The 14,621-nt window shown below is 61.0% G+C and carries 12 protein-coding genes; 5 read left to right on the top strand and 7 right to left on the bottom strand.

Features of this window, described 5'->3' with window-relative positions:
* Positions 1-35: 35 nt before the first annotated feature.
* From GE107_RS05905 to GE107_RS05885, 5 genes are all read right to left on the bottom strand, one after another.
* Positions 36-1,136 (bottom strand): Gfo/Idh/MocA family protein, encoded by a 1,101-nt coding sequence (locus GE107_RS05905; RefSeq protein WP_219638750.1) that lies wholly within the window; start codon positions 1,134-1,136, stop codon positions 36-38.
* 67 nt (positions 1,137-1,203) lie between these two features.
* Positions 1,204-1,881, bottom strand: coding sequence for a ThuA domain-containing protein (locus GE107_RS05900; RefSeq protein ID WP_219638749.1), 678 nt, complete (start codon positions 1,879-1,881; stop codon positions 1,204-1,206).
* Between the two features lie 3 nt (positions 1,882-1,884).
* Positions 1,885-2,922: a LacI family DNA-binding transcriptional regulator gene (locus tag GE107_RS05895; protein ID WP_219638748.1), complete on the bottom strand. Its 1,038-nt coding sequence runs from the start codon at positions 2,920-2,922 to the stop codon at positions 1,885-1,887.
* Positions 2,923-3,443: 521 nt separating this feature from the next.
* On the bottom strand, positions 3,444-4,841 hold the full coding sequence (locus GE107_RS05890) for an MDR family MFS transporter (RefSeq protein WP_370636275.1): 1,398 nt from the start codon (positions 4,839-4,841) through the stop codon (positions 3,444-3,446).
* Positions 4,842-4,986: 145 nt separating this feature from the next.
* Positions 4,987-5,961, bottom strand: a complete 975-nt coding sequence (locus tag GE107_RS05885) for an ROK family protein (RefSeq protein ID WP_219638747.1) — start codon at positions 5,959-5,961, stop codon at positions 4,987-4,989.
* Between the two features lie 205 nt (positions 5,962-6,166).
* Here GE107_RS05885 and GE107_RS05880 point away from each other — a divergent pair, with 205 nt between their 5' ends.
* From GE107_RS05880 to GE107_RS05865, 4 genes are read left to right on the top strand one after another with little or no spacing between them, the layout of a single operon-like run.
* Entirely contained in the window at positions 6,167-7,225 is a 1,059-nt protein-coding gene (locus GE107_RS05880) for an SIS domain-containing protein (RefSeq protein ID WP_219638746.1), read from the top strand.
* 25 nt (positions 7,226-7,250) lie between these two features.
* Positions 7,251-8,117, top strand: a complete 867-nt coding sequence (gene fba, locus GE107_RS05875) for a class II fructose-1,6-bisphosphate aldolase (RefSeq protein ID WP_219638745.1) — start codon at positions 7,251-7,253, stop codon at positions 8,115-8,117.
* A complete protein-coding gene (locus tag GE107_RS05870) occupies positions 8,114-9,070 on the top strand; it encodes a 1-phosphofructokinase family hexose kinase (protein WP_219638744.1) in 957 nt (318 codons plus the stop codon). Before fba ends, GE107_RS05870 begins: the two co-directional genes overlap by 4 nt.
* Before the next feature lie 49 nt (positions 9,071-9,119).
* Positions 9,120-9,881, top strand: a complete 762-nt coding sequence (locus GE107_RS05865) for a DeoR/GlpR family DNA-binding transcription regulator (protein WP_370636294.1) — start codon at positions 9,120-9,122, stop codon at positions 9,879-9,881.
* Positions 9,882-9,957: 76 nt separating this feature from the next.
* Here the strand turns inward: GE107_RS05865 and GE107_RS05860 are convergent, their stop codons facing one another.
* On the bottom strand, positions 9,958-11,409 hold the full coding sequence (locus GE107_RS05860; RefSeq protein WP_219638742.1) for a nicotinate phosphoribosyltransferase: 1,452 nt from the start codon (positions 11,407-11,409) through the stop codon (positions 9,958-9,960).
* Positions 11,410-12,047: 638 nt separating this feature from the next.
* Positions 12,048-13,523 (bottom strand): amidase, encoded by a 1,476-nt coding sequence (locus GE107_RS05855; RefSeq protein WP_219638973.1) that lies wholly within the window; start codon positions 13,521-13,523, stop codon positions 12,048-12,050.
* Between the two features lie 165 nt (positions 13,524-13,688).
* Between GE107_RS05855 and GE107_RS05850 the strand changes: the two genes are divergently transcribed.
* Positions 13,689-14,591, top strand: a complete 903-nt coding sequence (locus tag GE107_RS05850; protein WP_219638741.1) for an aldo/keto reductase — start codon at positions 13,689-13,691, stop codon at positions 14,589-14,591.
* The last annotated feature ends 30 nt before the right edge of the window (positions 14,592-14,621 follow it).

Raw genomic sequence — 14,621 nt, 5'->3', positions numbered from 1 at the left:
CCGGCAAGAGAGGAGCTTTCCTGATTTGAAATGACTCAATCCAGCGCGTGGTCGTGCAGGCCGAGCGGCAGCGGAGCCGGCTTGTCGCAGGTGCTCTTCATGACGTAATGCGCGCCTTGCGCGGCCGCGTCATGGAAGCCGTGCATCGCCTCCAGCACATGGTAGGCCATGGCGCCGCTGGCGCGGTGCTTGCGCCCGGTGAGGATGGCTTTGGCCATATCCGCCGCCCCGACGCCGCGGGCGTTCTCGGCTTTGCCGTGCGTGAGCGGAATTTCCGACCATTCGCGGGAGCCCGCGCGATACACCTTGACCGGACCGCCGAAGGTGTTGGGGTCTGGGACCGACAGCGTACCCTGGCTGCCGTAGACTTCGATCCGGGGAAGCGTGGAGCCGCCCGGCACGTCGAAGGTCGTGAGCAGCGTCCCGATCGGGCCGGAAGCGAAGTCGATGACGCCCGCGATATGGGTCGGCGTCTCCACTTTCATGACTTGCCCGAATTTGGGCTGGCTCGTGATCGTGCGTTCGGGATGGGAAATGCGCGCCGAACCCGTCACCCGGGTGATCGGTCCCAGCATCGCGACCATGGCGGTCAAATAGTAGGGACCCATATCGAACATCGGGCCGCCGCCGATTTGGTAGAAGAACTCCGGCGACGGATGCCAGCTCTCGGGACCTCCGCTGATCATGAAGGCCGTCGCGCCGATCGGCGTGCCGATCCAGCCGTCTTCGATCAACTTCACGCTTGTCTGGATGCCGGCTCCGAGGAACGTGTCCGGGGCGCAGCCGACGCGCAGCCCTTTGCGGTCGGCGAGCTCGAGCAGCTGCTTGCCTTCCTCGCGGGTGACGGACAGGGGCTTCTCCACGTAGACGTGCTTGCCCGCTTCGAGCGCCTTCATGCACACGGAGGCATGGGCCTGCGGAATCGTCAGGTTGATCACCATTTGGATGTCCGGGTCGGCAAGCAACTCCTCCACCGAGCAGCCGCGCACCCCGTGCTCGGCGGCTTTCGCCTTCGCCCGCTCGACGTCGATGTCCGCGCAGGCGACCACTTCCATCGATTCGAAGCGTTTGCCGTTCTGAAAATAAATGCCGCTGATGTTGCCGGTTCCGATAATGCCTACTTTCAGCTTTTCCATGCTTCTCTGTCTCCTCTTGTGCGTAATCGCGTATACTCGTGCCAAGTTGGCGTATCTAGGCTTGCCTTCATTGAGCGGATGATTGCGGCTTGCCTTGCGCGGCCCAGAGGAATCCGCGCCTCATGAGCTCCGACACCTCGGGCATCCGGACGATGTCCGCCTGATGGCCGAGGGAATTGTAATAGACCCTGCCGATCCCCCACCGCTTCGTCCACACGACCGGCATGTCGACGGCTTTGTTCAGCGAATGCGGTCCCGGCACGACCGGGAAACGCGTCGTCGCGAGCACCTCGACCGCAGGATCGATATGCATGTAGTACTGCTCGCTCTTCACGGCGAAGTCTTCGATGCCGTCCACCAGCGGACTGGTGCTGTTCGCGATGTTCACTACGTACTCTACGCCGTCGTTGCCCGGGTGAGCCACCCATTGGCCGCCGGTCATGAACTGCCAGTCCACGTTCTCGCGGAACGCGTCGCACATGCCGCCATGGCAGCCGGCGAGACCGACGCCTCCCTGCACCGCTTCCGATACGTTGTTCACGAGCTCCTGCTCGATTTTGCCCATCGTCCAGATCGGGACGATCAGGTCGAGCGCCTTCAGCTTGCCGGCATCCGCGAATGCCTGCAGGGTGTCCGACACTTCCACCTCGAACCGTTCCCGCTCCAGGATGTCCCGGAAATGGGCCGCGACCTCTTTCGGCTGATGGCCGTCCCAGCCGCCCCATACGATTAGCGCTTTCTTCATGTCCTAAACCTCCTTCGGCGTTCCGCAAGATCTTCGCACCACCAGCTCGGGCCGCAGCATGTCCTCGAAAAACGCGCCGTCTCCGCCGGAAGACGGCGCTGCGAGGTCCAGCACCCGCTCCGCCGCCAGCTTGCCCATTTCGTAGAACGGCACGCGCACCGTCGTCAGAGGGGGCTCGCTCATCCGCGCGGCGTCCGAATCGTCGTAAGCGACGATCGGCAGATCGTCCGGCAACGAGCAGCCCTGATCCCGCAAGCCTTGGATCAGGCCGATCGCCATCCGGTCGTTCGCCACGAACAAGGCGTCCAGCCGGCCCAGATCGGCAAATACCGCAGCCGCCGCCTTATTCCCGCTCGTCCAGCTGTAGTTCCCGGCATAGAGCAAGGAATCGTCCGGCTCGATGCCCGCTTCCTTCAGCGCCTTGCGGTAACCTGCCAACCGGTCGGCGCTGTTGGAATATTGCGGGGAACCGTTGAGGAACCCGATTCGCCGATACCCCCTGCCGAGCAAATGCCTCACCGCCCGGTAGGCGCCCTCCACATGGTCGGCGGCGACCGTGCCGATGCGGATGTCGGCGAAATGCTGATCCATGACGCAGCAGGGGAGGTTCGCCTCCGACATCTGCCGGATTCCCGCCATCTCCGACGGCAAGGAGCTGGCTCCGAGGACGATGCCGGCATCGATCCGAAGCGTCCGGAACAGCGACACGTAGTCGTACGGCTCGGCCGGGTTCCGGAACAGCAGCAGCAAGCCGTACCCTCGCCCGTGCACCGCTTCCCCGATGCCGCTCAGGATTTCGGAGAAGTAATACGTCGAGAACAAGTGGACCTTGGGCACATGCGGCAGGACGACGCCGAGGTTGCCGCTCCGGCCCCGGGCGAAGCTCGAAGCGACCGCGTTCAGGTGGTAGCCCAGCCGCTGCGCCGCTTCCATGACCCGCCGCCGGGTCGATTCCTTGATCGGACCGACTCCGTTCAGCACCCGGGATACGGTCGCCTCGGACACGCCGGCGAGCTCGGCCACCTCTTTGCGTGTGGTCATCGGATCATTCCGTTCCGTAATGTTGTCCTTCCAAATGTACGCGCGTACATTATCTCATCGGGGAAGTCCGAAAGTCAATTGAGAAAGTGCGAAAAAAACTACCGCTTACCCATTCGCATTCAACACGCATTAACACCCAACTATGATAAGCAGCTCGTTTTGTCGGGGCCATACCCGGTTAGACTCAGGCGTGCCTTATCCAGTAACGTTCCTCGAACACTTTCCATGATTCGGCACGTTCAATTCTGTATGAATAATCATATAGAAAATTCATGAAAGCAGTATTTTCGATAAATCTGTATGAAAATTCATAATGGAATGTACTCTTTTCCCCAGCATTCCCGCCATTCTATTCGAAATTTCATACAGATTTACCGGCAAGCCCTTCATCTGGCTTGATTCACTCGATGCATTCGAATTCGCCGATGGAGTTTACTTGATCGTTGTTCATTAAATGGTCAATCGCAGAAAAAAGGCAAAACCGAAGCTCCGCCTTGATTCCGCTCCTCTGACGTTTGCCGTCAATGCGATTTCTGCTGCGCCATTACTTTGGCGTGACCGGGCAGGAACAGGACGGCGATCAGATTGGCCGCCGTGATCGCGGCAAGCAGGACGAATATCGCGTGCATGCCCGCCGCGAGCTCCGGCTTCGTCCCGGGGTCGGTCGTGACGTAATGGTTGAAGATCGTGCCGAAAACGGCGACACCGACGGTTTGTCCCAGCGAACGCATCAGCGAGTTCGTTGCGTTGGCCACCCCGCGCATTTCCCAACCGACGACGGATTGGATGATGACCGCGGACGGAGTGGATACGAATCCCATGCCGAAGCCGAACAGGACCATGACCCCTACCCAATAGGCGTACGGGGAATCCGCGGTCATCGCGGCGAGCCAAACGCCCGCGGCCAGCACGACGAGCGAGCCGAACACGACGGACGCCTTGATGCCGACGCGGTACATGATTCTTCCCACGATCGTGGCGGCCAGCGGCCAAGCGAGCGACATCGGCATGACGGTAAAGCCGGAGCCCGTCGCCGAGTGGCCGAGCACCGACTGGATCCAGACCGGAGCGTAAACCATCATGCCCGTCGTGACGCTGAACGCGAGGAAACCGCTGACGTTCGCCACGTTCATGACGCGAATCTTGAAGATGGCCGGCGGCATCATCGGCTCTTCCGCCCTCCTCTCCACCCACAGGAACAGAACGAGGAACAAAACCGCCGCAGCCATAAGCACGACGATCAGCGGCGAATCCCATGGATGCTGCTCTCCGCCGCTGAGCAGCGCGTACATCAGCGTGGAAAGCGAGACGGTGAACGTGAGGGCGCCGAGGTAGTCGATGGATTTCCGTTTCCTCTCGAAACGCTCATGCAGGAAAATGACGACCAGTACGAGGGCGGCGATGCCGATCGGAACGTTGATGAAGAAAATCCACCGCCAGTTGACGTAATCGACGAAATACCCCCCGACCAGCGGACCCAGGAGGCCCGCGACCGACCAGACGGAACCGAAGACGCCCATCATGCGGGCGCGCTTCTCCCCGGGAAAGATATCGCCCACGATGGTGAAGCACACGGGATTCAGCGCCCCCGCGCCGATTCCCTGCACGGCTCGGAACAGAACGAGCGCCGTCATCGACTCCGCCAGTCCGCAAAGAACCGATCCGAGCACGAATAAGACGACTCCGATCGCGAACACGAGCTTGCGGCCGAACAGATCGGTCAATTTTCCGAAAATCGGGGTGGTCACGCACGTGGTCAGCGTATAAATCGAGAATACCCAGCTCATTAGGCTCATGCCTTGCAAATCCTCGGAGATTCGGGGCATGGCCGTGGCCACGACGGTGACGTCCAGCGCTCCGATGAAGAGCGCCGCAAGCAGGCCGGCGGTGACCATCGCGATGTTGGTGGACTTGGACACGGGAAGGGAAGCCTTCTTTCCGGTTAAGAAATGGGAGAGGATACTTTCTAAACCTCAATGTATGCTTTCCCATTATGGCCAAGGCCCCAAAACTTGTCAATCCTGCCCGGCAACCGCTTTAGGCCTTGCTTCACCCCCCCGGAGATCACTCGCCTGCCGACCGGTCGAACGCCCACTTGGCGCTCCCGAGAACGCCGGCGTCGCTGCCCAGCTCCCCCGTAACGAATGCCAAGTTCTCCCGGTAAACGGGCATTATGCTCGCGTACAGCGTTTCTTTGGCCGGACCGAGCAGCCGGTCTCCGGCTTGCGCCGCTCCGCCTCCGACGAGGATGACGTCCGGGCTGACCATCGGGACGATGTAGGAGAGCGTCCTCCCCAGCAGCCGGCCCGACCGCTCCATGATCGCGACGGCCAGCGCGTCTCCCTGATCGTAAGCGTCCGAGATGTCTTTGGCCGTCAGCTGTCCCAGGTCGGGGTATAGCTTGGCCAGCAAGCTGTCCGCATGATCGCCGCTTCCGTCCGCCAGAGCTGAGACCGCTTGCCGTACGAGGCCGGTGGCGGACACCGCCGTCTCCAGGCAGCCGGTCAGCCCGCATCCGCACGGATAAGGGATCTCGTCGATCGGAATGTGCCCGATCTCGCCCGGACACCCGCTGCCGTTATAGAGGCGGCCGTCGTTCACGAGCGCTGCCGCGAGTCCGGTGCCCAGCGTCAAGCCGAGCACGTGCCGATAGCCCCTCCCGGCGCCATAGCACGATTCCCCGTATACGTACAGTTTTACGTCGTTTTCGATATAAACCGGCAGTCCCGTCAGCTCCATCAGCTTCGCCGCAACCGGATAATCGCGGAAAAACAGGTTCGTCGATCGGATTGAAACCCCTCGCAGCGGCTCGACCAGTCCCGGCATGCCGACCCCGACGGCAAGAACGTCCTCCGCCGGAATCCCCGTCTCCCGCAACCCTTCCCGCACCTGGCCGGCGATCAGCGCCATGACGTGTTCGTTGCCCTTCCGCGGTTCGGTGCGGACGCGGCTCCGCCATATAGGCGTGCCTTCCGGACGGACGATTCCGCACTCGATATTCGTACCTCCGACGTCAACACCGAACGCATACCTTCCCATCGCCGCTGCCTCCTCTTTTCCCGCCATTACGGGACGACCGGCACTTTTCCTTGTTGCCGCGCTTTCCCTTCACTATAGGTCTCTTGCTATCAAAAATCAATCTTTAAAATGATTGTAATGGTCATTTTTGTGATTGAATAAATCATTTTATTGCGATATAGTGGGAGCGAAGATGACCACCATGGATCGTAAAGGAGAGATTCGCATGGCCGCTTACGGCACGTTGACGTACCCGGAAATTGCCGGGCAGCATGAGGCATGGGCAGCAGCCAGGCAGCAACTCGAACAACAGCGGGACTGGATTGAGGACCATTTGCGGGACGGAGGCTACGACGAAACGATCTTTATCGGCTCCGGCTCTTCGTACTACCAAGCGCAAATCATGGCCGCCACCTTCCGCAGCTGGCTGGGCAGGAAAGCATACGCGTATCCGTCTTCCGACATCTTGCTGTTCCGCGGCCATTCGTCGACCCCGGGACGCAAGCTGCTGGTCGGCGTGTCCCGCTCCGGCGAATCGTCCGAAGTCGTGCTCGCGATCCGGTCCGTCATGGATTTGCCGGATTGGACCGTCTGCGGCATCACCTGTTACCCGAACAGCTCGATGGCCCGGCTGGCGCCCTGCCTGGTTTCGCCGCTCGGTGCGGAACGGAGCACAGTGATGACGAAATCGTTCAGCAGCATGACGTTTCTCATGCAGGCGGCGATCGCGCTAGCTTCCGGTTCGACCGGCCTCTTGGAGCAGATGGACGAGGCTTTGACCTTGGGGGCCTCGCTCGTGCCCGCGGCGGATGCGCTGGCCAAGCAGATCGTGGACGGCCATGACCTGTTCCGCAATTATATTTACCTCGGAATGGGGCCGTTGTTCGGGATCGCCCAGGAAGCGTGCCTCAAAATCAAGGAAATGGCCAACGTGTGGACGGAGAGCTTCGGCACGCTGGAGTTCCGACACGGACCGAAGTCGATTATCGAGCCGGGATCGCTCGTCGTCCTGATCCTCTCCGAGCAGGCCCGCGCGTATGAATTGAAGGTCGCGGAAGAGATGAAGGCCTATGGGGCGAAGGTGCTGGTCGCAGCGAGCGAGACGGGGGAAGATACCGCGATCGCCGACTTTGCGTTCGTCACCGGAGGCAGGGCGCTGAGCGACGATGCCCGTGCCGCGCTGACGCTGCCGCTGCTGCAATTCATCGGCTACTACACGGCGCTCAAGCGGAACGTCAACCCCGACGAACCCCGCAATTTGACGCAGGTCGTGAAAATCCAATAACCCGCATCCGCGAGGAGGATTCGTTATGCCGTTGGTCTCATCCACATCGATGCTGCAGGCGGCCCGGGCGGGCGGTTACTGCGTAGGAGCGTTTAACGTCCATACCCTGGAAATGCTTCAAGCGGTCGTCGAAGCGGCGGAGGAGCTGCGTTCTCCGCTCATCCTCCAATCGACGGTCGGCACGGTCAAACATCTCGGTCCCGATTACATCGCGGCCGCGGCGACCGTGGCCGCGAATCGCAGCTCGGTGCCGATCGCGCTTCACCTGGACCACTGCACCGACTTCGATCTCATCGTCCGGTGCATCCGCGCCGGCTATACGTCGGTCATGATCGACGCCTCCCATTCGCCCTTCGACGAGAACGTCCGGCAGACGGCCAAGGTCGTCGAAGTCGCGCGCGCGGCCGGCGTGAACGTCGAGGCGGAGCTGGGCAAAGTGGGCGGCGTGGAGGACGACATCGTCGTCGAGGACAAGGACGCGCTGCTCGCGGACCCGGACGAGTGCGCCCGGTTCGTGGAGCTGACCGGCGTGCCGACGCTCGCGCCGGCTATCGGCACCGCGCACGGCATTTATAAGGGAGACCCGAACATCGATTTCGACCGGATCGGACGCATCGCCTCCAAGGTGGCGGTGCCGCTCGTCCTGCACGGCGGCTCCGGTATCCCCGACGCTCAGGTGAGAACCTGCATTTCGCTCGGCATGTCGAAAATGAACGTGGCGACCGAGCTGCGGATCGTCTTCACGGACGCCATCAAAGCGGTATTCGCCGCAAGCCCGGACGAGAACGATCCGCGCAAATACATGGTGCCCGCCAAAAACGCGCTCCGCGAAGCCGCCGCCGCCAAGATCCGGCTCTGCGGGTCCGCCGGCAAAGCCGGAGATCGCGCATGACCGGCAAGCATATCACGACGGTGACGCTCAATGCCGCCGTCGACAAAACCTATTTCGTGCCCGCTCTGACCCCGGGCAAGGCGAACCGGGTCAGCCGCATGATCGCCCAGCCGGGCGGCAAGGGAATCAACGTGGCGCGAGTCGCCCATCTGCTCGGCGAGAACGTCGTCGCCACAGGCATCGTAGGCGGAAGCGCCGGCCGCTTCATCGAAACGGAGCTGACCAAGCATGGCCTGCGCCACCAGTTCGTTCAAGCGGAGAGCGGCGAATCCCGCGTCTGCCTGAACGTCATTCCGGACTCCGGCGGACCGGTGGAGCTGCTGGAGCCCGGCTTGGAGACGCGGCCGGAGGATTACGGCCGGCTGGCTCTGACCCTGGAGCGGCTGGCCGAAACCTCGTCCGTCATCGTTCTCTCCGGCAGCATCCCCTCCGGCGGACCTTCGGAGATTTACCGGGAGATCCTCGGACGGTTGAAGCCCTTCGGCGTCCCGGTTCTCCTGGATACGAGCGGCGCCGCGCTGAAGCATGGGCTGGCTGCCTCGCCGCCGCCGTTCCTGATCAAGCCGAACGAAGAGGAGATCGCCCAACTGACCGGCGCCTCCGCAATCTCCGCGAACGAGCCGGAGCTGGCGTCGGCCGCGGCCGCCCTCGTCCGTCAAGGAATCCGTTACGTCGCCGTATCGCTGGGGGACAGAGGCTCGCTCGTGGCGGGCACGGACGGTACCTACCGCGTCGAATCGTACCCCGTGAAAGCGGTCAACACCGTGGGATGCGGGGACGCCTTCCTTGCGGGGGCGGCCGTCGGGCTGCACCGCGGCCTGCCGGAGACCGAATGGTTCAAGCTGGCCTCCGCCTGCGGCGCCTCCAACGCCCTGCACCTGTCGGCCGGATGGGTCGATCCGGCGCAGGTGGATGCTTATGCCGAGGCCGTCCGGGTTGAACGGTTATGGTAGAATGGTAAGGAAGATACCGTTATGCGGCGTGAAGAAAGGATGAAAGGCGATCGGAAAGACCGATGCAAGACAGGAAGCCATTATGAGAAGCCTGCGGGAGATCGGCTCGATTACGGTGGGCGCCATCATGGAAACGTTCGGCGTATCCGAGGCGACCGCCCGCCGCGATCTCGAGACGCTGGAGCAAGAGAAGAAGCTCATCCGGACGTTCGGCGGAGCGGTTCTGGAGACGGTGCGGACGGAGATCCCCTTCTACCGCAAAACGGAAATGAACGCGGAGGAGAAGCGGGAAATCGCGGGCAAGGCGCTTTCGCTGATCCGGGACGGCGATGTCATCGGACTGACCGGCGGCAGCACGAACATGGAGATCGCCAAGAAAATCCGCCAGCACCCGTTCGAACGGTTAACGCTGGTGACCAACGCGATCAATATCGCGTTCGAGCTGTCCGGGCAGCCCGGGCTTCAGCTGATCGTAACCGGCGGCGTCATCCGGACGCAAAGCTTCGAGCTGTCCGGGCCGCTGGCCGACGGAACGCTCGGGCAGCTTACGATCCAGAAAACGTTCGTCGGAGCGGACGGCGTTTCCCTCGCGCGGGGAATCACGACGTTCGACGAGCTCGAGGCGCACACGAACCGCGTCATGATGCAGCGTTCTCTCGAAACCTACGTCGTTGCCGACCATACGAAAATAGGCCGAGACTCGGTTTTCCTCATCGACGGTATCGCCACCGTCACGGCGCTGATCACCGACTCCCGGCTGGACCGCCGCCTGTTCCAGACGTTCGCCGAGGCTGGCGTCCGGCTGCTTTAGAACCCGCGAACGCGGAGTGCCGTACACAGGGATATTATCGGGCAAGCCCCTTCGCATGAAGGGGCTTGCCTTTCGTTTATTGTCCTTCTTCCTGGAACTTCTTGATCAGGTCCATCTTCAGATCCCAGGCCGCCTGGCTTAAATTGACCTTATAAAACTCGGGATTGAGCTTGCGAAGAAACTCCGGCCAGAACAGCTTCAGCTGCTCCTCGTGATACCGGCGAATATCCTCCAGAGCGGGCTGGCGATAGACGAATTCGCCGCTTGCGAAGATCGCCTGCAGGAGCGGCACGGCTTCGTAGTCCTTTACGACTTTGCTGCGGTACGGATGGACCGGATCGAACAGCTTCAGCGGTTTGCCCTGCCGGACGTCCTCTTCTTCCCTCAGGACGATGTAATCCGCCTCCGCTTTGCCGGAATTGCGGTCCACGATCCGGTAAAGCTCCTTGACGCCCGGATTGGACACTTTTTCCGGATTGCCCGAAATCTTGATGACGGGCTCGTAGACCCCGCGGTCTTCCCTGGCGACCAGTTTATAGATTCCGCCCAGGGAAGGCTGGTCGGCTGCCGTAATGAGCTGGGTGCCGACGCCCCAAACGTCGATTTTCGCGTTCTGGGCTTTCAAATCGAGGATGATATTCTCGTCCAGGTCGTTCGAAGCGATGATTTTGACGTAAGCTAAGCCCGCTTTGTCGAGCATCTCCCGCGCTTTCTGCGAAGTGTAAGCCAGGTCGCCGCTGTCGATCCGGATGGACTGCAGCCTCTTGCCGGCAAGCTCCAGGCGTTTGGCGGTCCGGATCGCGTTCGGGACGCCGCTCTTCAGCGTGTCGTAAGTGTCGACGAGAAGGGAAACCTGATCGGGCAGCGCCTCCGCGAATTTCCGGAAAGCTTCTTCCTCCGTATCGTGGTCCTGCACCCAGGAGTGCGCGTGCGTCCCTTTGACCGGAATCCCGAAGAGTTGTCCCGCCCGCAGATTGGACGTCGCATGAAAGCCCGCCAAATAAGCCGCACGGGCCCCCCACACCGCCGCATCGGCTTCCTGGGCCCTTCTCGTCCCGAATTCGAGCAGGGTGTCGTTCGGCGCGACCCGTTTGATCCGGGACGCTTTCGTGGCGATCAGCGTTTGATAATTCATGAAGTTCAGGATGGCCGTTTCGAGCAGCTGGGCCTCGAAGATCCGCGCCTCAACCCGGACCAGCGGCTCGTTCGGGAACACGAGCGTCCCTTCCGGAACCGCGTGGAGGTGTCCCCGGAACTCGAACCTCCGAAGCTCGTCCAGAAACCCTTCGTCATACCGTTCTTCTTGCTCTCTGAGAAACGCGATGTCATCTTCCGCGAATCGCAGATGGCGTACGTATTCGATGATCCTCTGGAGCCCGGCGAATACCGCGTATCCGTTGCCGAACGGCAGCTTGCGGAAGTACGCCTCGAACACGGCCTTGTTGTTCAAGGAGCCTTGCTTCCAATGCGCGTACATCATATTGATCTGGTATTTGTCGGTATGCAAGGTCAAGTTCCCGTAATTCAACGTCATCACTCCATAGTTCCACTATTGTCAATCCATGTCGCACGAATACCTAATCCTATTTTCGGAATCCTCTCACCGGAATCCAGTCTTCCACTGAAGGGCAATGATGAGAAAAACGCCTGCCTGACGGCGTCCCGACCGGTATCCGGCGTGTAAAGGGGACCGACCAAATCCATTCCGCCCAGTCATGAATTCCTGGAAAAGTCTTCACGACAGGATACCTTTGTCGGATACCGTGCGGATATGGCAGTTTCTCGAAACCGTATGCCGGAATCCCCCCGCGGTCAACTTTAGAGGGACTCCCACTAATTCCGATCATTTCGAGGATTTGGGATATTTAGAGGGAAACCCCCCTCTAATTTCGGTAAAAAACGGCAATTGAGGGGATATATCCGGAATTAAAGGGCAGTTTTCCTTCTAATCTCCCGCGTGTGGCCACTACGCAAAAATAGAGGGCAGTTTTCCCTTTCATCGCCTTGACTGCGGGACAGCCGACCCGTCTGAGGCACCCGGATCGGAGACCTGCCGAAATCAGATACGTTTGACGCTGCGCGCGTCCCCAGCAGCACTCTTTGCGCCGTCCTATCCGGACGGATTGGCGTTATATCGAAGTGATTCGAAAAGCATCCGCAGACCGCTCAATCCAGCTTGGGCGCAACGCGAGCCGGATGAGCTTGTTCGAACGCGTACGCGAAGCGAAGCAGCGCAGGCTCTTCATACGGTTTGCCGACGAAAGAGACGCCGAACGGAAGGCCGTCCGCGCGGCAGCCGGCCGGAACCATCACTGCCGGGTATCCGGCCACGGCCGGCGAATCGGTGACGCCCGGACAGAACAGGGCATCCAGCCGATGCTTGTCCATCAGCTTGTCGATGCCTTCCTCGCGGGACATCCGCCAGTCCTTCAGCCTGTCGCGGATGTATTCGGGTTCGGTCATCGTGCCCGACGTTTCATACTCCGCCCGCAGCAGCCAGGTCTGCCCGTATTTCAGCATTTTCCGGGGGTTGCGGTTGTTGAAATCGATGACGTCCTTGAGCGACTTGACAGGCGCCTGCGGACCGAGCGAAGCGAAATACCGGTTCAAAGCGGACTTGAATTCGTTCAGCAGCACGGACGAGTGATCGGCCACGTGATGCAGGTTCGTCTCCTCGACGATTTCGGCGCCGGCTTGTTTCATCGCCCGGATCGCCCGGTCGATGAGCCCCTTCTCTTCCTTCGTGAAATCTCCCTGGTACCCGCGGTTAATGCCGATTCGGGCTCCCTTCAGCCCTTCCCGGTCGAGGAATTTCGTATAATCGGAATAGGCTCGCCCCCGCGACGGGCGGGTCGCCGGATCCCGCGGATCTTCGCCAGCCAGGGCTCCGAGAAGGATGGCCGCGTCCTCTACCGTCCGCGCGAGAGGCCCTGCCGTGTCCTGGGTGTACGTGATCGGGATGAGGCCTGTCCGGCTGATAAGGCCGAGCGTCGGCTTGATCCCCACGAGACTGTTGTGGCAGGCGGGATGCAGGATGGACCCCGACGTTTCGGTGCCCACCGCGGCGGCGCACAGGTTGGCCGCGACCGCCACGGCAGAGCCGGAGCTCGAGCCGCCGGGCGTATGCAAGCCCGGACCGTACGGATTAAGAACCTGCCCGCCCCGGGAACTGTAACCGCTCGGCATGTCCGTCGTCATGAAGTTGGCCCACTCGGTCATGTTCGCTTTGCCGAGCGGAACGGCCCCTTCCTCCCGCAGCCGCTTCGCGAGGAAGGCGTCTTCCGGCGCGAAAGAATCCGCCAGCGCTTGCGATCCCGCGCTCGTATGCATTTTGTCCGCCGTGTCGATATTGTCCTTGAGCAGGACCGGAATGCCGTGGAGAGGGCCGCGGACATGGCCTTCGGCCCTCTCCAGATCCAGGTTTTCGGCGATGTACAAAGCGTCCGGGTTGATTTCCAGCACGCTGTTCAGCGTGATCCCGGATTTGTCATAGGCCGCGATCCGCTCCAGGTACAGAACGGTCAGCTGTCGGGAAGAGATCTCCCCCGCCGTCATGGCGGCTTGCATCTGGCGAATTGTCGCCTCTTCGATTCGGAATGTCATATTCGGAACCCCTCTCTTCCGGGAGTCAGCCTCCGTCATCCATTTCAAGCATGTTCTTCACCTCTATTGTCGAGGTTTTCCAGCGATTTCTCAACATTTCGTTTTTTCAGCCGCCATGGCACTCGGGTTGCACCCGGCAACGGAATATGATTTTCTGATTACAGGTACGCAAAAAACAGGATTTTTCGAAAGGATACGGATAGGATGAAAAGGAACCGGCTAGGCGATTCCGATCTGACGGTCGGCGAAATCGGGCTGGGATGCATGTCGCTCGGGACGGAGGAAGGAAAAGCCGTCTCCATCATCCACAAGGCCCTTGACCGCGGGGTCAACCTGCTGGATACGGCGGATTTGTACGATGCCGGGCGTAACGAGGAATTGGTGGGAAAAGCCGTCAAAGGACGGCGGGATCGCGTCATCATCGCGACCAAGGTCGGCAACCGGCGGATTCCCGGTCAGGAAGGCTGGGTATGGGATCCGTCGAAGGCTTACATCCTGTCGGCCGTTAAGGAAAGCTTGCGCAGGCTGCAGACCGACTATATCGATCTCTATCAGCTGCACGGGGGAACGATCGGCGATCCGATCGGCGAAACGATCGAGGCGTTCGAGCAGCTCAAGCAGGAGGGGCTCATACGGGAGTACGGGATCTCTTCGATCCGGCCTAACGTGATCCGGGAGTATGCTGAACGTTCCTCGATCGTCAGCGTAATGAATCAATACAGTATCCTGGACCGGCGGGCGGAAGAGGCAGTGCTGCCGCTGCTTCACGATCGCGGGATCGGCGTCATCGTCCGGGGGCCTGTGGCGAGCGGGCGTCTGGCGGACGGCAGATCGATCGACAAGGGATACCTGGACTACGGAGTCGAAGAATTGCTCGCGTTGCGGGAACGGCTGGAGCGGCTCGTCTCCCCCGCGCGGAGCATGGCACAGCTCGCCATCCGATACTCCCTCTCCCATCCGGCCGTATCCGTCGCCATACCCGGCGCCAGCTCCGAGGAGCAGTTGGACCACAATCTCGGCGCAGCCGATGTGCAGCCGCTCACCGGTGATGAAATCGCGGCCATCCGCGTGATCACCAAGTCCAACGTTTACACGGAGCATCGCTAATCAGACTGGCAATCGAAGATGATAAATGAA

This window comes from Cohnella sp. CFH 77786, from assembly GCF_019400745.1.
GTDB lineage: Bacteria > Bacillota > Bacilli > Paenibacillales > Paenibacillaceae > Cohnella.
Note: the sequence above shows the minus strand (reverse complement) of the source record. Positions and strands in the feature narration are given on the sequence as shown.

What these genes read in the sequence shown, in the direction of transcription:
- GE107_RS05905 (WP_219638750.1), bottom strand. Translation starts at nt 1,136, where the DNA reads ATGGAAAAGCTGAAAGTAGGCATTATCGGAACCGGCAACATCAGCGGC.
- GE107_RS05900 (WP_219638749.1), bottom strand. Translation starts at nt 1,881, where the DNA reads ATGAAGAAAGCGCTAATCGTATGGGGCGGCTGGGACGGCCATCAGCCG.
- GE107_RS05895 (WP_219638748.1), bottom strand. Translation starts at nt 2,922, where the DNA reads ATGACCACACGCAAAGAGGTGGCCGAGCTCGCCGGCGTGTCCGAGGCG.
- GE107_RS05885 (WP_219638747.1), bottom strand. Translation starts at nt 5,961, where the DNA reads ATGGGAAGGTATGCGTTCGGTGTTGACGTCGGAGGTACGAATATCGAG.
- GE107_RS05880 (WP_219638746.1), top strand. Translation starts at nt 6,167, where the DNA reads ATGGCCGCTTACGGCACGTTGACGTACCCGGAAATTGCCGGGCAGCAT.
- fba (WP_219638745.1), top strand. Translation starts at nt 7,251, where the DNA reads ATGCCGTTGGTCTCATCCACATCGATGCTGCAGGCGGCCCGGGCGGGC.
- GE107_RS05870 (WP_219638744.1), top strand. Translation starts at nt 8,114, where the DNA reads ATGACCGGCAAGCATATCACGACGGTGACGCTCAATGCCGCCGTCGAC.
- GE107_RS05855 (WP_219638973.1), bottom strand. Translation starts at nt 13,523, where the DNA reads ATGACGGAGGCTGACTCCCGGAAGAGAGGGGTTCCGAATATGACATTC.
- GE107_RS05850 (WP_219638741.1), top strand. Translation starts at nt 13,689, where the DNA reads ATGAAAAGGAACCGGCTAGGCGATTCCGATCTGACGGTCGGCGAAATC.